The sequence below is a fragment of the Acutalibacter sp. LFL-21 genome, from assembly GCF_025630755.1.
Classification (GTDB): Bacteria; Bacillota; Clostridia; order Oscillospirales; family Acutalibacteraceae; genus Acutalibacter; species Acutalibacter stercoravium.
On record NZ_JAOTNT010000005.1, the window covers coordinates 1 to 19,521 of the forward strand.

A 19,521-nucleotide genomic window follows, 5' to 3' on the forward strand; every position below is an offset into this window, starting at 1 on the left:
GATTAAGCGTCTTTATGGCTTGAGTTGAAAAAACTAATGCCGAGTCTTTTGACTAATTCCCTGTTTTAACCAGGGTTGTCGAATAGTCTCGGCTTTTTCTATTTCTCGGCATTATTGAGGTCACAGCAGGCGAAGACTTTTTGCTTATCCGACAAAGCTGTGCACCTCCTTTTGAAGAAGCGAATTTTTGTTCGATTTTCTCTGCTATGATTATAGAATGTTTGTTCGCAAAAATCAAGTCCCAGATATTGTGGGCGAGAAACCTTATGATACAAAATAATTTGAAAGCAAGGAGAGCTGTTTAACAACGGCTCTCTTTTTTACGCAACAGAAAGGATAGATATGCTTATGTGTCAAGTTGTAGCGGCGAAGCTGCAAAAAGATGGGAAAGAGTATTATTGGAAAGTCCCGGAGGGGATGAAAACCCCAAAGCCAGGGAAGAAGGTGCTGGTGGAGTCCCAAGGCGGGATTACGCCAGCTAAGGTTGTTGCTGTCATAGAGAACCCTGATTTTGAGCCGACAGCATCTCTTGTGAATGAGAAATATGGGACGTGGAGGCAAGAGCATCCCTCGAAAAATGAGCTGGCCTGGAAAGAAGAAAAGGCACTGTGGGAAAAAGATGGGCTGGACATAACGCCGTACACAGCAGAGCATTACAGTGTGGGGCAGCTTCGCCAGCTCCGCATGGGGCTGAAGATGGGGTTAAACATATCCTTTTTTGCTGACAAGACTTGGACACCCGATGAAATGGGGAAAAAACGGAGAAGCGAAATGGAACGGCTAGGGAAAGCCCTGGGCCTTATCCCTGCTGGCGCAACAGACCGCCAGACACGGGAGCTACTGGCTGGATTAGAGCAGGGCGTGGACATTACACGCTTTAACGCTCCTGGTACTTCCTGGAAGAAAATGCACTACACAAGACTATGCCTCCAGGCTGGAATGGACCCAGAGAAATTGAAGAATTTAAGCGCCAAAGAAATTAGGCAGCGATGGACTGCGGTCAAGAAAAATGACAATGAAGATGAACAGGAAGGGGACATGAAGAAATGACCAGTACAATGGCTTTGCCTGATATGAAACCAGTGGGAGCAGGGGACCCATTTTCCTTTTATACGCTTCCTAGGCTGCTTCTGACATCCAAAAAGTTTAAGGGCCTTCATAAGCTGGCGGCGGTCCTCTATGGGATGATGTTAAGCCGGTTGGCGTTGTCAGCAAGGAGAGAGGACGAATTCACTGATGCAGAGGGGAGATTATACATCCTTTACACCATCGACCAAGTACAAGCCGACCTGCGATGCGCCAGGGCAACGGCGGTGAAACTCATGCGGCAACTGGTGGAATACGGATTATTGGAGAAAAAACGCCGTGGACAAGGCAAACCCAACCTGCTTTTCGTCAAAGATTTTAGGGAAGCAGAAAAAGTGGTGGATGCAGCAGAAACGACAAGAGAGGAGAAGAAAAATAACCAGAGAAAAAGCAAAATGCACAACACCAACGAAGTTGACTTCCAGAAGTTAAAAATTTTAACTTCTAGAAATCAAGAATTTTTACCTCCAGAAGTTCAAAATGTAGACCCTAAATATATAGACCTGAGTAAACTTGACCTTAGAATCCTTCCTTCCCCCCTTACCCCCCATCCGGTTGTACCCCAAGAACGGAAGGAAGGATGGAAGGATAAAATATCTTCAATCAAAAATAAGTTGTGTACCAAGGGGGAAGTGCGCCTATTTCACCACAAAATTAAGACTGCTTTACAGAAATGGCTGGAACGCAGATAAAATAGAGAAACCTAGGTTACACCCAGGAATAAACTGATGGAGGTTTCTGCTGCCATGGAAGAAATGAAAGTAGGAGAGTGGTTAGACCGCTGGTTTCTTGTATACACAGGAGATATGGCGGAAAGGACTGTCGAACTGTACACAGATGCCCGAAGACGGATGAAGGTACATTACCCGGCGTTTGAAGATATGCTTTTGGGGGAAATGAGGCCGATTGACTTTCAGCAGGCGCTCAATGATATGGGGCGAAAGTATGCGAAAAGCACCTTACAGCACATGAAAACTCTTTACAGCAAGGCGTTTGATGCTGCCATTGACAATCACCTCTGTGAATGGAACCCGGTTCGGTCTGTGAAATTGCCCAAATATGCCTCCGTGAAGGTCGTAGAGGCACTTTCGCAAGAGGAGCAAGATAAGTTTGAGGAGGCTGCTGCCACCCTGCCTGTGGTGGACCAGTTTGCCCTTATGACGTTCCTGCTAACAGGACTTCGCAGGGATGAACTGCGGTTTCTCACATGGTATGACTGGGATAGAAGGCGAAATGTGCTGCATATCAGGAAGAGCAAGACGGTGAACGGGGTACGAGATGTGCCGATAATCCCGGAAGTACACATGATGTTATTATACTTGTCACAAAGAGAAAGTGCGGAGTTATCTCCCTTCATTTTTGCGGTCCATGGTGAGCCAATGGATAAATCCCGTCTTCGCCGGATATGCAATAAAGCAGCAAAATTGGCCCACATCCGTCATGTGACTCCACATATTTTGCGGCACAGCTTCGCAACCAGGATGGTAGAACGAGGGGCCGACCCTAAAAGCCTATCGGTCATCATCGGCCATTCCAATGTTGCCTTCACATTGAACCGGTATGTGTCGGCGGACAAGGGGCATTTGGCGGACCAGATGATGCTTTTATCGGCGGTCACCCAGAGCAATAAACATAAACGTACACATTAAGATTCTTTCGGCAAGAATCTGTTGTGGATGAAAGAAAACCGGAACTGGTTCCGGTTAAAAAGAGAATGGCCCCGCAAGTGAGGCCATTCTTTTTCTATTTTTTCAGCTCCAAACTAACATTGCCTTCTTCGTCAATCGCAAGTGTCATGTTTCGCAAATGTTTACGGATAAATTGCTTTTTCTCTGCGTCGGTCATGGTGATGCGGGTGGCCCACAGCACTTCGTCCATCATGCGGTTGATGTTCACATGGACAGAGCGGTCTAAATACTTGTACAATTCCCGGAATAACGTAGTGAGCTTTAGGCTTTCAGCACTGCCAGAGTAGAAGTCATCCAAATAGCAGTAGAAAATCCCAGACTCAGCCAAAGCGTGTTTTAAATCAGGGCCACATTTTTCCCGTTCTACCATGACGAGGAAATTGGCACGGGGAAGGTTGTTGATTAAGGCCCAATAGTCTGAGTCGCTGGAGACTAAAATGTAGGAATCCACATGGTTTTCGTAAAATTCACGGAACGCCCGGCTTGCAAGCTGCATATCCACTTGCGATTTGTTTGCCTTTATGCGTTCTACCAGGATGCGCTCCACAGGGATGGAAACAAACTGTTCCAGGACACCCCAGGCTGAGGTGGTGTGAATATCGTCGAACAGGAGTATTTTTTCGATTTTTGCGATGCTGTCCCCGTCCAAGCCCCGGAGGGTGACGGAGAGTTTGTAGGGGTCTGCGTTTTCGCAATCCACCAGTAGGATTATTTTCTGCGCCTCCGTGATGAAGTCATATATGGTCCCTTTCACGACGTGACTGACATCGGAAACTTTGCTGTACTCCGTAAAACGGTCCCCGTTCCAGTGGTACAGCAAGGTGACAAACTTCTTGTCGTTATAGAGAATATTTCCCTCATCCACGGGATACCAGTTAATGAACATTTGGTAAGGGTAGCAGCTCATGTTGGTGTAAAACCGTTTGGCGGCATCTCGTGTGCCTTCTTCCGTGAATCCATCCGGCATTAGAAAGAGGTCCCGGATGTACTCCCAATTCAGCCATAGGGGGAAGAGAGAACGCACGTTGTTGATGCGGTCAGAGAGAAGCCGGTTGATTTCCACAATGTGCTGGAAGAGTTTTGTGCTGCTGCTCTTGATAAACCGGACTCCATCTTCGGCAAGCTGGGAAATGCACTCCGTAGGGACAGCTTCCGGCATGGAATACATGGTGTAAAGGCCGTCCTTCATTGTCTCGTTGATTGCCTTATAATTGCGTTCGATGGCTGTGCGGGCTATGCAGAGGTTCCGCACTATTCTGGCGTTCTTATCCACGTCAAGCTGCCGGTAAATGGAAGTCTGCGGCGGCTCATGCTCATTTTCAAAGATACGTTTTGGAACGCCTATGAGGTAGGCTACCCTTGAGACGATTTCATAGGTGCTGTTTTGATATTCAGCTTTTTCCACCGCAGCAATGGGAGAAGTAGTAGGGTTCATGCTGTCCTCTTTTCACCGGATTTTTTCTATATCCCAAGTATAGCGTATATGGCAGGAAAAGGAAAGAAAAATTCTCAGTGTCTAAAGCCAAGGGGGAAAGGAAGTGAAAACCGGAACTGGTTCCGGTTTTCACTGTTCTGCATCTACCGTTGAAAAATAAAAAAACCGCCCCAATTAGGCGGCAAAACTACTAATTCTGATTGACAAACAGGGGAAAAAGGAGTACAATAAGGGTATATAAAGACAACAAAAAAAGCTCCTACGAGTCTCTGATGGGGGTGGGACCCCACCAAGGACTCTCATCTCAGAAGATATTGAGACTATCTTCCAAGATTCCCGGAGAATTTTTTGCCTAAATCATGGTTTTGATTTAATATAATCATACCATGAAGTTAGCAGGATTTCAAGGACTTTTGGAAGTAGCGTCTACTATCCATTAGTCTTTTTTTGATGCCTTGACGGTTCACAGCCGTCTGTAAGCTAGATATGCGTGGTGGGCCGGACAGCCGACCCCCTACGCACCAACAACCGAATAGCAGCACAGATAGAATACAAAGTCTCACTGAAGAGTTATGCCAGAACCACGGTCCCCGTGCGAGCGAGCCAACGTGTCAGCACCACGTTGCCTGATGGAGATGGGTAAGGCCATAAGCCTGTTTAATACCTGGTGGACGTACCAACGGCTTGGACAACTGTCAGCCGCCACTCCCAACCAGAGGAGAATGTAATCTGTGACCTGCGCTGATCCAACAAACTAAGGAGTTTATCTCCTTGTAGCTGCGCTCAATCCTCGTGTTTGAGCGCATACACAAAGAGATAATCGCAGAAACCGGCGATAACACACTTTATAACACACATGAGAAAGACACCAATGCAGGCATAACGTCCTTCCTTTGCGCTATTTTCATAAATTTTAGACCAATAAGGCTATCCAGATAATCCATCCGAATAACCTTATTGTCTAAAAAGTGGTGGGCGCTAACGGACTTGAACCGCTGACCCCCTGCACGTCAAGCAGGTGCTCTAGCCAGCTGAGCTAAGCGCCCAATTTTTTGGTGCTTGATTAGTTTACACGATTCTGGGAGAAAATGCAAGCCCAAAATCAAATTTTGCCAAAATTTTTTTGAAAAAAGGGGCGTGTTAATAAAATCTTAAGAAAATCATCGCGTTGTACTTAATTTGTTCACAATATGCTTTAGGTGTGCTAGAATAAAGGGAAAGAGGACGCCCGGTTGAAATAGTGTTGAACACCCTGCGATATGCTGAAAGGGCAGCGCTCTCCGGGCACCTTCACAGGCTTGCGTCAAATGGAGCAGGAGGCTCCATGGCATATAGGCGTTCTTCCCGGCTTCTTCAGAGGGTGCGGGGGAAAGGAGATTTTTATGGAAGCCTTATCTGCAATCAATTTTCTTCTGGCGGCTTTGTTCGCGGCATGCTACTGCTATCAGGCGGTGTTTCTGGGCGCGCGGCTGCTGCGCAAGCGGCGGACCTTCACGGCGCGCAAACTGTGCCGGTACGCGGTGCTCATCGCCGCCCGCAACGAGAGCGCCGTCATCGCCCAGCTGCTGGAGAGCATCCGGCAGCAGGACTATCCCCAGGACCTGCTGGACATTTATGTGGTGGCGGACAACTGCACCGACGGCACAGCCTCCATTGCCAGAGAGCATGGAGCGCGGGTGTTTGAGCGGCAGAACAAGATGCAGGTGGGCAAGGGCTACGCCCTGGCTTTCCTGCTGGAGCACATTCGGGAGGAGTATCCCCAGGAGCGCTACGACGGCTACTTCGTCTTCGACGCGGACAACCTGCTGGACCCCCACTACGTCACGGAGATGAACAAGGTGTTCTCCAACGGGAACCGGGCCGTAACCGGCTACCGCAACACCAAAAACTTTGGGGACAACTGGATCACCGCGGGCTATGGCATCTGGTTTTTGCGGGAGTCCGAGTACCTGAACCGCCCCCGGGACTACCTGGGCACCAGCTGCGCCGTGTCCGGCACAGGCTTCCTCTTCGCCCAGGATCTGCTGGATGAGCTGGGGGGCTGGGAGTATTTTCTCCTTACAGAAGACCTGGAGTTCACCGCCGACCTGGTGGCCCGGGGCATCCGGATTGCCTATTGCCACGACGCCATGGTCTACGATGAGCAGCCCCAGAGCTTCAAGCAGTCCATCATCCAGCGGTCCCGGTGGGTAAAGGGCTATCTGCAGGTGGTGGCCAAGCGGGGCGGCAGCATGGTCAAGACCATGCTCTGTGACGGAAGCTTCGCTTGCTTCGACATGCTGATGTGCACCATCCCTGCGGTGGTGCTGACCGTCATCAGCCTTGTGCTCAACGCGGCGATGTTTGTTGTGGGCATCACCTCGGCCCGCAGCCAGATGGACATTTTCTTCGCCTCGGTGCTGGTGTCGGTGGTGAACTCCTACGCCACCATGTATCTTCTGGGCGCGGTGACTTTGCTGACGGAGGGCAGGCGCATCCGCTGCTCCCGTGGGAAGAAGATCGCCTATTCCTTCACTTTCCCCTTCTTTGTGTTCTCCTTTGGCATCGCCATGCTGGTGGCGGTGTTCGGCAACATCGAGTGGAAGCCCATCAAGCACAGCGTGGCCCTCTCCATTGGCGATATGGGCAGCGTTTCTCCCCAGGAGCTGCGCAAGCTGCGGAAAAACAGAAAGCTTTGACAAACTTCCCGTGGCAGAGATGTTTCACATCTTCCCGGGGAATTGTGCAAAAGCGCAAGAACGAGAAAACTTGGAATTAGAGCTTTATTAAACTGGCCCCTTGTGTTACAATGAAGTGGACAAGGCGGCCAGTTTTTTTGTGCCGTCCCAAACGAGTGTCCCGGCGTTCCGCTGCCGCTCTGGCGGGGGGCCGGCGCGTGGGAAAAGTTCTGAGGTCCCCTGGCTGTGGGGGCCGGAAAGGTGGAATACATGGTCACACGGGTATTTGTTGAGAAAAAACAGGGCTTTAACATCGAGGCCCAGCACATGCTGGCTGATTTGAAGGGCAACCTGGGCGTTCAGGGGCTGGAGGAGGTGCGTATCCTCAACCGGTACGATGTCTCGGGCCTCAGCAGGGAGCAGTTCGCCGCTGCGGCCCGCGCCATCCTCTCCGAGCCCACCATGGACGCGGTCTACGGCGAGGAGTTCCGGCTTCCGGCGGAATACAAGGTGTTCGCCATGGAGTATCTTCCCGGCCAGTATGACCAGCGGGCGGACTCTGCCGCCCAGTGTGTGCAGCTGCTGACCCAGGGGGAGCGCCCCGCCGTGCTCACCGCCAAGGTCATCGGCTTGAAGGGCCGGATTTCGGACCAGGAGTTTGAGAAGGTCAAAGGGTATCTCATCAACCCGGTGGAGAGCCGGGAGGCCTCTCAGGAAAAGCCGGAAAGCCTGGAGCTGCAGGCTGAGGTTCCCGCGGACGTGGCCCGTGTCACCGGCTTTACCAGCTGGGACGGGGCCCAGATGAAGGAGTACTTCAACTCCATGGGTTTTGCCATGACCCTCTCTGACCTGGAGTTCTGCCGGGATTATTTCCGAGATGAGGAGCACCGGGACCCCACCGTCACCGAGCTGCGGGTTATCGACACCTATTGGAGCGACCACTGCCGCCACACCACCTTCCTCACCCGCCTGAACAAGATCGACGTGGAGCAGGGCGCCCTCAGCGAGGCCGTGGAGAAGGCCCTGCGGGACTACCTCTCCCTGCGGGAGGAGCTGTACCAGGGCAAGGACAAGCCCGTGTCCCTGATGGACATGGCCACCATCGGCGGCAAGTACCTGCGGAAAAAGGGCCTGGTGCCCGACCTGGATGTGAGCGACGAGATCAATGCCTGCTCCATCGAGGCCCCCGTTACCATCGACGGCAAGACCGAGACCTGGCTCATCCAGTTCAAGAACGAGACCCACAATCACCCCACGGAGATCGAGCCCTTCGGCGGGGCCGCCACCTGCCTGGGCGGCGCCATCCGGGACCCCCTCTCCGGCCGGGCCTATGTGTACCAGGCCATGCGGGTCACCGGCAGCGGCGACCCCACCGTCCCCTTTGAAAAGACCCTCCACGGCAAGCTGCCCAGCCGGAAGATCACCACGGGGGCTGCCGCGGGGTATTCCTCCTACGGCAACCAGATCGGCTTGGCCACCGGCCAGGTCACCGAGCTGTACGACCCCGGTTATGTGGCCAAGCGCCTGGAGATCGGCGCGGTCATCGGCGCCTCTCCCAAGGCCAATGTCCGCCGGGAGGAGCCCGTCCCTGGGGATGTGATCGTGCTGCTGGGCGGGGCCACCGGCCGGGACGGCATCGGCGGGGCCACCGGCTCCAGCAAGGCCCACACGGAAAAGAGCGTGGAGGTCTGCGGCGCCGAGGTGCAGAAGGGCAACCCCCCCACCGAGCGGAAGCTCCAGCGCCTGTTCCGGGACCCCAGCGTCTCCACCCTCATCAAGCGCTGCAACGACTTTGGCGCGGGCGGCGTGTGCGTGGCCATCGGCGAGCTGGCCCCCGGCCTTCAGATCGACCTGAACCAGGTGCCCAAGAAATATGAGGGCCTGGACGGCACCGAGCTGGCCATTTCCGAAAGCCAGGAGCGCATGGCCGTGGTGCTGGCACCCCAGGATGTGGAGGAGTTCCAGCGCAAGGCCCGCGAGGAGAACCTGGACGCCACCGTGGTGGCCGTGGTGACAGAGGAGCCCCGGCTGCGCATGGAGTGGCGGGGCGATGAGATTGTCAACCTGTCCCGTGCCTTTTTGGATACCAACGGCGTCACCCAGAACGCCGAGGCCCAGATCACCGCGCCCCAGGGCGAGAGCTACCGCAAGAGCGTGCCCGCCTGCCTGGCCGGCAAAGAGGGTACAGAGGCCCTGAAGGCCAACATGGCCCGGCTGGAGGTCTGCTGCCAAAAGGGCCTGTCCGAGCGGTTCGACTCCAGCATTGGCGCGGGCACGGTGCTGATGCCCTTCTCCGGCGAGTACCAACTGACCCCCGAGGAGGCCATGGTGGCCAAGGTTCCCCTGCTCCACGGCGAGACCGACGACGCCACCGCCATGAGCTACGGCTACATCCCCGGTGTGGCCCGGTACTCCCCCTTTGAGGGCGCCGCCTACGCCGTGGTGGAGAGCCTCTCCAAGCTGGCCGCCGTGGGCGCGGACCCCTTGAAGGCCCGGCTCACCTTCCAGGAGTATTTCGAGCGGCTTCACGATGTGCCCTCCCGCTGGGGCAAGCCCGCCGCCGCGCTGCTGGGCGCCCTGGAAGCCCAGCTGGGCATGGGGCTGCCCTCCATCGGCGGCAAGGACAGCATGTCCGGCTCCTTTGAGCAGCTGGACGTGCCCCCCACCCTGGTGAGCTTCGCCGTCACCATGACCAAGGCAAGCTCGACCATTTTCGCCTGCGCCAAGAAGCCCGGCTCCACTTTCGCGCTGCTGCCCATCCCCGAGGACGAAAACGGCATGCCCAACTGGGAGGCCCTGAAGGCCTACTACCGGGCTGTGCTGCTGCACATCGAGTGCGGGGATATCATCTCCGCCGGCGTGGTCCGGGAGGGCGGCGCCGCTGCCGCTGTGCTGCGGATGTGCTTCGGCAGCAAGACCGGCTTCCGCTTTGCCGAGGGCCTGTCTAAAGAGACCCTGTACGCCCCCCAGGAGGGCGCTTTGGTGGTGGAGCTCTCCAGCGAGGCGGATCTCTCCACCGACGCCGCCCTGTCCCCTGTGATTTTGGGCCGCACCTCCAGCAAGGAGGATGTGAAGCTGGGCGGCGAGCGCATCTCCCTGGAGGAGCTGTGCGCCGCCTGGATGGGCACTTTGGAGAAGATTTTCCCCAACAACGCCCATCCCGTGCCCGTCACCGCGGACGTGCCCCTGTGGGAGAAGCGGGAGAACAAGGCCCCGGCCATCAAGGTGGCCCGGCCCCGGGTGTTCATCCCCGCCTTCCCCGGCACCAACTGCGAGGTGGACTCCGCCCGGGCCTTTGAGAAGGCCGGCGCTGAGACCGAGATCTTGGTGGTGAAGAACCTGTCCGTCTCCGACATTGAGGAGACCATCGAACGGATGGAGAAAGCCATCCGCCGGGCCCAGATTGTCATGCTGCCCGGCGGCTTCTCCGGCGGCGACGAGCCCGAAGGCAGCGGCAAGTTCATCGCCACCACCTTCCGCAACCCCCGCATCGCCCAGGCTGTCACCGATTTGCTGGAAACCAGGGACGGCCTGATGCTGGGCATCTGCAACGGCTTCCAGGCTTTGATTAAGCTGGGCCTGGTGCCCTACGGCAAGATCACCGAGCCCAAGGAGGACGACCCCACCTTGACCTTCAACACCCTGGGCCGCCACGTCAGCCGCATGGTGTACACCCGGGTCACCAGCGTCAAGTCCCCCTGGATGGCGGGCGTGAACGCCGGCGACGTCTTCACCGTGCCCGTGTCCCACGGGGAGGGCCGGTTCGTGGCGGACGACAAGGCTTTGCACAAGCTCATTGAGAACGGGCAGGTGGCCACCCAGTATGTGGACCTGGACGGCCAAGTCAGCGGCGACATCCAATGGAACCCCAACGGCTCTGTGTGCGCCATTGAGGGCATCACCAGCCCGGACGGCCGTGTGCTGGGCAAGATGGGCCACTCCGAGCGCAAGGGCAAGGATTTGTACAAGAACGTCCCCGGCGAGAAGGATCAGCTGCTGTTCGAGAGCGGCGTGAAGTACTTTAAATAATACCCGCGCAGCGGCGAAAAAGTTTCGTCCACCTTTTCAAAGGTGGCAGGGTGTGGGACGGAGTCCCACGGCCTTAACGGCGCAGCCGGGGGAGAAGGAGCAGGGCCGCACGGCGCGCAGTGCATAGGCCCAGGCCCGAACGGCCAGTAGGAAGTTTCCGGGTGGCTCTCCCTGTCACGGCTTGCGCACGGACTGCGGGAGCCACCCACACGTTGCGTTAAATCATCGCCCAGGAGGTGACTTTATATGAAAGAAATACTTAGAAGAACCTGGGCGGAAATCGACCTGGACGCCCTGGCCCGGGATTTTGCCGCTGTGCGGCAGGCGGCCAATCCGAATGCCAAAGTGTGCTGCGTGGTGAAAGCGGACGCCTACGGCCATGGGGCGGTGCGCATGGCCCAGGAATTTGAGGCCCTGGGGGCGGACTGGTTTGCTGTCTCCAATCTGGAAGAGGCCCTGCAGCTGCGGCTGGGGGGCATTTCCCAGCCCATGCTGGTGCTGGGCTATACCCCGCCGGAGGAGGCGGCGTCCCTTGCAAAGCACGCCATTTCCCAGTGCGTGTACAGCCTGGACTACGCGAAGGAACTCTCCCACTGCGCGGTGGAAGCCGGGGTCACGGTGAAGATCCATGTGAAGATCGACACGGGTATGAGCCGCCTGGGCTTTTATTACCAGGACATCAGCCGGGACGAGGCCACCGTGCAGGAGGTGAAGGCCGCCTGCACTCTGCCGGGGCTGTATCCAGAGGGGATTTTCACCCACTTTGCCGTCTCTGATGAGGGGAAAGCCGGGGACGCCTTTACCATGCGGCAGTTCGGCTGCTTTAAGGAGATGATCGAGTCCCTGCTGCGAGAGGATGTCTCTTTTGAGGTGCGCCACTGCGCCAACTCCGCCGCCGTGTTCGACTATCCCCTCTCCCACCTGGATATGGTGCGGGCGGGCATCGTCATCTATGGGCTGTACCCCTCCGGCGCCCTGCGGAATCGCCCGGAGCTGACGCCGGTGCTCTCCCTGAAGTCTGTGGTTTCCCATGTGAAGACCGTACTGCCGGGGGCCACCATCAGCTATGGCCGGAAATTCACCGCGGAAAAGGAGATGCGGGTGGCCACTGTGCCCGTGGGCTATGCCGACGGCTATCCCCGCATCCTCTCCGCCAAAGGGGCCCAGGTGCTCATTGGCGGGAAGCGCTGCCCCATCCTGGGCCGGGTGTGCATGGACCAGCTGATGGCGGACGTGACCGCCCTGCCGCGGGTGAAAGTGGGCGACCTGGTCACCCTCATCGGCCGGGATGGGGAAGAGGAGATCACCGCCGACGAGCTGGCTGCCCTGGAAGGCAGCATCAACTATGAGGTGGTGTGCGGCCTCTCCAAGCGGGTGCCCAGGGTGTACCTGAAAAACGGCCGGGTGGACAGCATCTACAACGCGCTGCTGGGAGAGGGCGGCTGCTGAACGGCCAGCCCTTTGAAAAATAGCCCCGCCCAAACGGGCGCAAAAAGGACCGTCCCCGAAGGGGCGGCCCTTTTTTTGTGGGTCTATGCGGCCCTGCTCTGGGGGAACCACCGCCTGCTCCGCCAGAAGAGCGCGGCGCATACCAGCGCCAGGGCGAAGAGGAGGAGCTCCGTGGGCCAAAGGCCCAGGCCCAGCAGGGCAACGCAGTTAAACAGGGTGTGGCACAGGATGGCCGCTGGGAACAGCAGCCATTTCCGCCTGGCCACAGCCAGAAACACCAGGGAGGTGGCGAACAAGTGGAACAGCACGGCGGAGAACCGTTCCAGCAGGCCGGCGGCGATCCCCAGGGGCGTCACTGCGGCGAACTGGGCGGTCAGGGTATCCAGCTGGCCGGCTGGGAGCAGGCCGGAAAGGGTCTCCTCACCCATGCCCAGCAGGACGCAGAACAGCAGGTTGTTCACATGGGTCATGCCCGCCAGCAAAATCAGTTCGCAGAAGGCGTGGCCCAGCCCGAAGGAGAGGGCGCCTTTCCAGGTGCGGTGGCCGGGGCGGGGCGGCCCGCCGGGAAAGGCCGGCTTGCGGGGCCCCAGCAGCGCTGCGCCTCCCAGCCGAGCAGACTCCTCAAACAGGCCGGCGGTGAAGGCCAGCCCCAAGCCCAGCACCAGGGGAGAGGACTGGGCCAGCGCCTGATACCACCCCTGCCCTGCGCAGAGTTGAAGCAGGGGGATGCGCAGAAGGATTTGGGAGATGAAGAAAGAGAGCAGCCCCAGGGCCATGGGCAAGGGGGAGATTTTTTTGAACAGGCACAGGAACAACAGCAGGAGGATGGGCAGCACCAGCGTGAGGAACAGCGCCAGGGCAAAGCTCCACACCACCTGTACAGATATGTCCATGGAAGGGCCTCCTCATTCCATCAGCAGGGAGAAGGCAAAATCAAACTGGCCTTCCTCCAGGCGGTACTGGGGCAGCAGGGAGGGCCCGCAGGAGTTGGAGCCCACGCCGCTCATTTTGTAATCCACGCACAGCACGGTGCAGCCGCAGGGCTCCAGCTCATAGCTGTGGGCCTTGCCGGCCAGCTCCTCCTGGGTGTAGGGAGAGACATTGAAGGAGAAGGGCTGCTCCGCCGCAGCGGAAAGGGCGAAGGCGCCGTCGGAGAGGGTCACATACCGGCAGCCGCAGTGAGAGGAATTTTCCTGGGGCTTGAGGTAATCCTCGTGCATGGATTCCACGCTTTGGGCGTAGACGCCCAGCCGGGAGGCCCGGTGTTTGTCCACATAGCTCTCATAGGGGCCGTAGGCAAAGTACTCCGCCTCCCCGAACTCCCGGGGCAGGAACAGGCGCACGCCAAACCGGGGCATCCAGGGGAAGCGGGTGTCCCGCTCCCCGTGGAGGGACACGTCCACCCGGCCGTCGGGGGAAACCGTCCACACGGCTTTCACATCCAGGAACCGGCCAATATAAAGGGCGCAGATGCCCACATGGCAGGTAAGGGTGCCGCCCTCCTGCTCCACGGAGTAGACCCGCACGGTGGGCCGGTGATAGCCCGCCTGCTTCCATGAAAAGTCCACAGAGCGGTCGTTGTCTGTGGGGGCCCGGTAGGTGTTCCACTCCATAGGCCGGGAAAGCAGCTCCCGGTTCTTGTAGACCATCTGGGAGAACAGGCCCGTCCGGTTGTCGAACACATAGCGGAAGTCCTCCCCGGTGAAGACCACCTGCCGGGGGCCCGCCTCCACCTGAAGGGCGCCTTCCTCCACAGGGGCGTCCAGGAAGAAGGGTTCCTCGGAGAGGATGAGCTCGTCAAAGCCCAGGGCGTGGCCCGCGGGATAGAAGGGGCTGGCCTTTTTGGCGGTGTAGAAGAAGGTCACGGTGGCAATGCCGCCCTCCGGCAGTTCCGGCAGGGTGATGTCCGCCTCCTGATGGGGGGCGATGGAGGGCATCTCCAGGTTGCCCCCGAAGAGCACCTCCCCGTCCTGCATCACCTCGTAGGAGAGGGCGACGCAGTCCTGGGCGTTGGTAAAGTCCAGATAGTTGTGCAGGCGGAAGGTGCTGCCCTCCAGCCGCTGGGCCCGGATGGGCCGGATGACGTTCTTGTATTCCAGCAGGCCGGTGTGAGGGGTGCGGTCGGGGTAGACCAGGCCGTCCATGCAGAAGTTGCCGTCGTGGGGGAACTCCCCAAAGTCCCCGCCGTAGCGGTAGATGGGCCGGTTGTCCGGGGTGGTTCCGCCGTAGACGGCGTGGTCGCACCACTCCCACACAAAGCCGCCGCAGAAGCCGGGGTACTGCATGATGCGCTGCTGGTAGTCCTCCGCGTCCCCGGGGCCGTTGCCCATGGCGTGGATGTACTCGCACTGGATGAAGGGCATCCGCCGGCCGTGAAGGTTCTCATCCAGCTCCCCGCCGTTGAAGTAGCTGTCCACGGCCTGGGTGGAGGCGTACATCCGGCTGTATAGGTCCAGCATGGAGAAATCCGGCGTGCGGTCCTTGTGGTAGGCCAAAAAGCCTTCATAGTGCAGCAGGCGGGAGGGGTCGTACCCCTTCACCCAGCGGCCGGCGTTCTCAAAGTTCTCGCCCCAGCCGCTCTCGTTGCCCAGGGACCAGATGACCACTGCGGCGTTGTTCTTGTCCCGGATGACGCTGCGCTGCACCCGGTCCAGAATGGCCTTCTTGAACTGGGGGTCGTCGGCGGCGTCGGGGTAGTTCTCCTCCACATGGTAGCCCAGCTTTTCCGCCATGCCGTGGCTCTCGATATCCGCCTCGGCAATGGCGTACAGGCCGTACTCCGAGCACAGCTGCAAAAACCAGGGGGCGTTGGGGTAGTGGCTGGTGCGCACCGCGTTGATGTTGTGGCGCTTCATCAGGCACAGGTCCTTTGCCGCCTGCTCCCGGCTGATGGTGTAGCCGGTGACCGGGTCGCTGTCGTGGCGGTTCACGCCTCGGAACTTGATGGCCACGCCGTTGAGGAAGACCACCCCGTCCCGCACCTCGATCTTCCGCAGGCCCACCTTTTGGGGGATGACCTCGTCTTCCGTGGAGAGGGTCAGGGTGTACTGGGCCGGGTGCTCCGCGTTCCACAGTATGGGATCGTCCAGTTCAAAGACCAGGGGCTCCCCTGTGGAGGAGGCGGTGCCCACCGTGTCCCCATTGGGGGCCTGCAGCAGGGCGCTGACGGCGCACTCCCCGGCGAGCTCCAGTTCCACGGTGATGGTCCCGTGGGAGAAGTCCTGGGAGAAATCCTCTTTCACGAAGAAATCCCGCACATGGTTTTCGGGCCGGGCCAGCAGGTACACGTCCCGGAAGATGCCGCTCATGCGCAGCTTGTCCTGGTCCTCCAGATAGGTGCCGTCGCACCACTGGAGCACCAGCACGGCCAGGGTGTTGTCCCCGGCGGTGAGCAGGGAGGAGATGTCGAACTCCGAGGTGGAGTGGGACACCTGGCTGTACCCGGCAAACTCCCCGTTGACCCACAGGTAGAAGCAGGAGTCCACCCCTTCAAAGTTCAAATACCAGCGGAAGGCGGCGGGGTCGGCCACGTCGATGTGGCGCACATACAGGCCGCAGGGGTTCTCCTCTGGCACGAAGGGCGGGTCGCAGGGGATGGGGTAGCGGACGTTGGTGTACTGGTGACGCCCGTAACCCTGGTTCTGCCAGCAGGAGGGCACGGGGATTTGGCCCATCTCCTCCTCGTCAAAGGCCAGGCCGTCCTCCAGGTCCAGAATGTCCTGGCAGGAGGGGAAGTATTGGAAAGACCAGGCGCCGTTTAAGGAGACCACCCGGGAAGAAAGGCCGTTTTCGGCCTCTTTCTCATCGGCAAAGGGGATATAATAGCTTCGGTCGGGACAGGTTCCCACATGCAGGATCTGGGGGTCCTCGTGGGTGTAGTGGGGCTTCAGGTTCATACAACTCTTCCTTTCTTCCTCCCAGGAATTGCTTTTTCCAGGGAGAAACGGTATACTCTTATAAACGTAGCTTACAATGATTTTTCTGCCGCGTCAATGTCTATTTTGCGTAAAAATGGAAAGAACGTGCGGTTTTCCCGTTCCATTTGAAAGGTGTGATTCTATGGGGGCTGGCGCAATCGGGGCCGGTGTGTTCGGCGGGGCGGCGCTCCTTTTGGCAGGCCGGAAATTTTCCCGGGACAGCTTGGAAAAGCGGGGGTTTGCTCTGTGGGCTTCCCTGCTGTTTTTGGGGGCTCTGTCTCTGCGGCTGTACCTGGGGTATTCCTCCGAAGGCTTTACCACAGACCTGGATACCTTTAAATCCTGGGCTAACCTGGCCAATTCCGTGGGCTTTGGACAGATCTATCACGAGGACATTTTCCTGGACTATCCCCCCGGCTACCTGTATGTGCTGGTGTTTTTAGAGAAGCTGCGGCTGCTGCTGGGGCTGCCCATGGAGAGCCAGGCCTACTCCCTGCTCATCAAGATGCCCTCTATCCTGGCGGACCTGTTCTGCGGGGGGGCGGTGCTGCTGCTGGCCCAGCGGAAGCTGGGGGAGAAAAGCGCCCTGCTGCTTTCGGGGGCCTACCTCTTCTGCCCGGCGGTGTTTTTGAACTCTGCCCAATGGGGCCAGGCAGACTCCTTTTGCACGGCCATCCTTCTGGGTTCTCTGTTGCTCCTCTGTCAGGAGCGGTATATCCCCTCCGCGGTGCTGTATGGGCTTTCCATTGCCTGCAAGCCCCAAATGTTTATCTTTGCCCCCCTGTACCTGTTCTTCGCCCTCAAGCGCCGCCGGTTCGGCATGCTGGGCCTGGGGGTGCTGCTGGCAGTGGGGACATTGCTGCTGACCGCCCTGCCCTTTACCCAGGACTTCAACTTTCTTTGGCTGCTGGAACGCTACCAGTCCACCCTGGACTATTACAGCTTTTACTCTGTAAACGCCTACAACTTCTGGAGCCTGATCGGCTGGAACTGGAAGGCTCTGCCCGCCGGCCTTGCGGGGGACGCCCTGGACCTGCTGGGGGCGGTGATCGCCACGGTGCTGTGCGGCGTGTGGGTGTTCCGCGCCAAGAGCAGGGCGGTGGTGTTCTACTGCCCCGCCCTGTTGATGGCGGCCATGTACGCCTTCTCTGTGAAGATGCACGAGCGCTACCTGTTCCCGGCTCTGCTGTTCCTGCTGCTGTCCTTTGTCTTCACCCAGGACAAGGGGGTGCTGCGGGCCTTTGCCCTGTGCGCTGTGGCCCATTACGCCAATGTGGCCTATGTGCTGTGGCAGTTCCGGGAATATTACAACAGCTACAACCCCAATACGGGGCTTACCCGGGCCCTTTCAGCCATGCAGCTGGCGGCCTTGGGGTACGCTGTCTGGGTGGGGGCCCGGGTATTCCTGCGGGGGGACGTGCGCCTGGGAGAGGCCCCCCAGCCCGGACCCCTGCTGGACCGTTCCGCTGTGGACAGCCGCTTCTACAGGCGGGACTGGGCCGCCCTTCTGCTGGTGACGTTGGCCTACGCCTGCTTTGCCTTTTCCCATTTGGGGGATACCCAGACGGCCCTGACCTCTTGGACACCCCAGCAGGGAGAGAGTGTGGTGCTGGAGGCCGATGGGGAGTGTGCCACTCTCACCTACCTGCCGGGTATTGCCCCGGACAGCGCCCACTACGCCGCCCGGGTGGGGGTGAATATCCAAGTGGAGACCAGCCAGGACGGGGAGACCTGGACCGACTGCGGCACCCTCACCGACGGCAGCGTCTTTGCCTGGAAGCAGTACCAGCTCTCCGCCCCGGGGCGCTATGTGCGGCTCACCGCCCTGGACGGCAGCGTCACCCTGAACGAGGCCTCCCTTTTTTACACGGGCACCCGGGTGCAGGCCACGGTCCTCAGCCGGGACCCCGCCGCCCAAGCCCTGGTGGATGAGCAGCAGGTGGTGCCGGCTTACACCACCTATGAGAACTCCACCTACTTTGATGAAATCTACCACGCCCGCACCGCCTACGAGCACATCCTGGGGTTAGAGCCCTATGAGAACACCCACCCCACCCTGGGCAAGCTCATCATCTCTTTGGGCATCCGTATTTTTGGGATGAACCCCTTTGGCTGGCGGTTCATGGGGGCGCTGTTCGGGGTGCTGATGCTGCCGGTGCTGTACCACCTTCTCAAGCAGCTGTTCGGCCGCACCCGGCTGTGCACAGCGGGAACCCTGCTCTTCGCCTTTGACTTCATGCACTTCACCCAGACCCGCATCGCCACCATCGACACCTACGCCGTGTTTTTCCTGCTGCTGATGTACGATGCCATGCTGGTGTTCCTGCGGCGGGACCTGCTCCGGGACAGCTGGAAAAAGCTGCTGCCGCCCCTGCTGGCCTGCGGGGTGTTTACCGGCCTGGGCATTGCCGCCAAGTGGACGGCGGCCTATGGGGCCCTGGGACTGGCGGCCCTGTTCTTCGGCAAGCTGCTCTTTACATACTGGGACGCCCGCCGCCGGGGAGAGGAAACCATTGCCCTTTTAGTGAAGTGCGGCAAGCTGTGCGCCTGGTGCTGCCTGTTCTTCCTGGCGCTGCCCTTTGGCATCTACTTTGGGGCCTTCCTGCCCATTACCACCCTTTCCCACAATGCGGGAAATCTGTGGGGGGCCTTCTGGAACTACCAGGCGACCATGTTTCGATACCACTCCACGCTGGAGGCCACCCACAGCTTTGCCTCCCCCTGGTACGAGTGGCCGTTGGATATCCGGCCCATCTGGTATTTCGCGGGAGACACCCAAGAGGGATACAGCACCATTTCCGCCTTTGGAAACCCCCTGCTGTGGTGGGCGGGCATCCCAGCCCTGGGGGCGGCTGCCTGTCTCTGGTGGAAGGAGCGCTTCCGCTGGGCGGGGCTGGTGCTGGCGGGATTCCTCTCGGTGTACCTGCCCTGGGTATTGGTGCCAAGGCTGACCTTTATCTACCACTACTTCACTGCGGTGCCCTTTTTGGTGGTGGCACTGTGCGGCGTATTCTCTCTGCTGTACCAGCGCGGAGGTTTTGCCCGGCAGCTCACCTTCCCCGGCGGCATCCAGTGCTCCGGTGCCACCCTGCTGCTGGCGGCGTTTACAGCGGCCTGCCTGCTGCTGTTCGCGGTGTACTTCCCGGTACTGTCCGGCTCCCCCACCACCCGGGACTACGCCAACGCTTTGGAGCTTTTCGAGACCTGGTACTTTGCCTAGCCGCAGCCGAAAAACAGAGAAAGGGCCGTCCCCAAAGGGA

Annotated in this window: 10 protein-coding genes and 1 tRNA gene; 7 read left to right on the forward strand and 4 right to left on the reverse strand. The window is 58.6% G+C overall.

Annotated features, from left to right (window positions below):
* The first annotated feature begins 348 nt into the window (after positions 1-348).
* Genes ODJ80_RS07145 through ODJ80_RS07155 form a run of 3 tightly spaced genes read left to right on the forward strand, consistent with a single transcriptional unit; the run spans position 349 to position 2,735 of the window.
* Positions 349-1,050: a hypothetical protein gene (locus tag ODJ80_RS07145; protein WP_263041536.1), complete on the forward strand. Its 702-nt coding sequence runs from the start codon at positions 349-351 to the stop codon at positions 1,048-1,050.
* Positions 1,047-1,778, forward strand: coding sequence for a replication initiator protein A (locus ODJ80_RS07150; protein ID WP_263041537.1), 732 nt, complete (start codon positions 1,047-1,049; stop codon positions 1,776-1,778). Before ODJ80_RS07145 ends, ODJ80_RS07150 begins: the two co-directional genes overlap by 4 nt.
* A 54-nt stretch (positions 1,779-1,832) precedes the next feature.
* Positions 1,833-2,735, forward strand: coding sequence for a tyrosine-type recombinase/integrase (locus tag ODJ80_RS07155; protein ID WP_263041538.1), 903 nt, complete (start codon positions 1,833-1,835; stop codon positions 2,733-2,735).
* Between the two features lie 94 nt (positions 2,736-2,829).
* Here the strand turns inward: ODJ80_RS07155 and ODJ80_RS07160 are convergent, their stop codons facing one another.
* Entirely contained in the window at positions 2,830-4,209 is a 1,380-nt protein-coding gene (locus ODJ80_RS07160; RefSeq protein ID WP_263041539.1) for an NYN domain-containing protein, read from the reverse strand.
* 969 nt (positions 4,210-5,178) lie between these two features.
* Positions 5,179-5,255: transfer RNA gene (locus ODJ80_RS07165), tRNA-Val, on the reverse strand.
* A 336-nt stretch (positions 5,256-5,591) separates the two neighbouring features.
* Here ODJ80_RS07165 and ODJ80_RS07170 point away from each other — a divergent pair.
* The 3 genes from ODJ80_RS07170 (at position 5,592) to alr (ending at position 12,344) form a co-directional block, all read left to right on the forward strand.
* Positions 5,592-6,887, forward strand: coding sequence for a glycosyltransferase family 2 protein (locus tag ODJ80_RS07170; RefSeq protein ID WP_263041540.1), 1,296 nt, complete (start codon positions 5,592-5,594; stop codon positions 6,885-6,887).
* A gap of 249 nt (positions 6,888-7,136) precedes the next feature.
* Positions 7,137-10,895 carry a phosphoribosylformylglycinamidine synthase gene (locus ODJ80_RS07175; RefSeq protein ID WP_263041541.1) on the forward strand — a complete coding sequence of 1,253 codons (3,759 nt, stop codon included), beginning with the start codon at positions 7,137-7,139 and terminating at the stop codon, positions 10,893-10,895.
* Positions 10,896-11,141: 246 nt separating this feature from the next.
* Positions 11,142-12,344, forward strand: a complete 1,203-nt coding sequence (alr, locus tag ODJ80_RS07180; RefSeq protein ID WP_263041542.1) for an alanine racemase — start codon at positions 11,142-11,144, stop codon at positions 12,342-12,344.
* Positions 12,345-12,427: 83 nt separating this feature from the next.
* On the opposite strand, the gene ODJ80_RS07185 is transcribed toward alr, so the two are convergent.
* Both ODJ80_RS07185 and ODJ80_RS07190 read right to left on the reverse strand, forming a co-directional pair.
* The gene (locus ODJ80_RS07185; RefSeq protein WP_263041543.1) at positions 12,428-13,237 is read right to left on the reverse strand and encodes a YhfC family intramembrane metalloprotease; all 810 of its coding nucleotides are present in this window, start codon (positions 13,235-13,237) and stop codon (positions 12,428-12,430) included.
* Positions 13,238-13,249: 12 nt separating this feature from the next.
* Complete coding sequence (locus ODJ80_RS07190) at positions 13,250-16,240, reverse strand: glycoside hydrolase family 2 TIM barrel-domain containing protein (RefSeq protein ID WP_263041544.1); 2,991 nt, start codon at positions 16,238-16,240, stop codon at positions 13,250-13,252.
* A 163-nt stretch (positions 16,241-16,403) separates the two neighbouring features.
* Between ODJ80_RS07190 and ODJ80_RS07195 the strand changes: the two genes are divergently transcribed.
* Entirely contained in the window at positions 16,404-19,481 is a 3,078-nt protein-coding gene (locus ODJ80_RS07195) for a phospholipid carrier-dependent glycosyltransferase (protein ID WP_263041545.1), read from the forward strand.
* The last annotated feature ends 40 nt before the right edge of the window (positions 19,482-19,521 follow it).

Coding starts and splice junctions, on each gene's coding strand:
- ODJ80_RS07145 (WP_263041536.1), top strand. CDS start 349: ATGTGTCAAGTTGTAGCGGCGAAGCTGCAAAAAGATGGGAAAGAGTAT.
- ODJ80_RS07150 (WP_263041537.1), top strand. CDS start 1,047: ATGACCAGTACAATGGCTTTGCCTGATATGAAACCAGTGGGAGCAGGG.
- ODJ80_RS07155 (WP_263041538.1), top strand. CDS start 1,833: ATGGAAGAAATGAAAGTAGGAGAGTGGTTAGACCGCTGGTTTCTTGTA.
- ODJ80_RS07160 (WP_263041539.1), bottom strand. CDS start 4,209: ATGAACCCTACTACTTCTCCCATTGCTGCGGTGGAAAAAGCTGAATAT.
- ODJ80_RS07170 (WP_263041540.1), top strand. CDS start 5,592: ATGGAAGCCTTATCTGCAATCAATTTTCTTCTGGCGGCTTTGTTCGCG.
- ODJ80_RS07175 (WP_263041541.1), top strand. CDS start 7,137: ATGGTCACACGGGTATTTGTTGAGAAAAAACAGGGCTTTAACATCGAG.
- alr (WP_263041542.1), top strand. CDS start 11,142: ATGAAAGAAATACTTAGAAGAACCTGGGCGGAAATCGACCTGGACGCC.
- ODJ80_RS07185 (WP_263041543.1), bottom strand. CDS start 13,237: ATGGACATATCTGTACAGGTGGTGTGGAGCTTTGCCCTGGCGCTGTTC.
- ODJ80_RS07190 (WP_263041544.1), bottom strand. CDS start 16,240: ATGAACCTGAAGCCCCACTACACCCACGAGGACCCCCAGATCCTGCAT.
- ODJ80_RS07195 (WP_263041545.1), top strand. CDS start 16,404: ATGGGGGCTGGCGCAATCGGGGCCGGTGTGTTCGGCGGGGCGGCGCTC.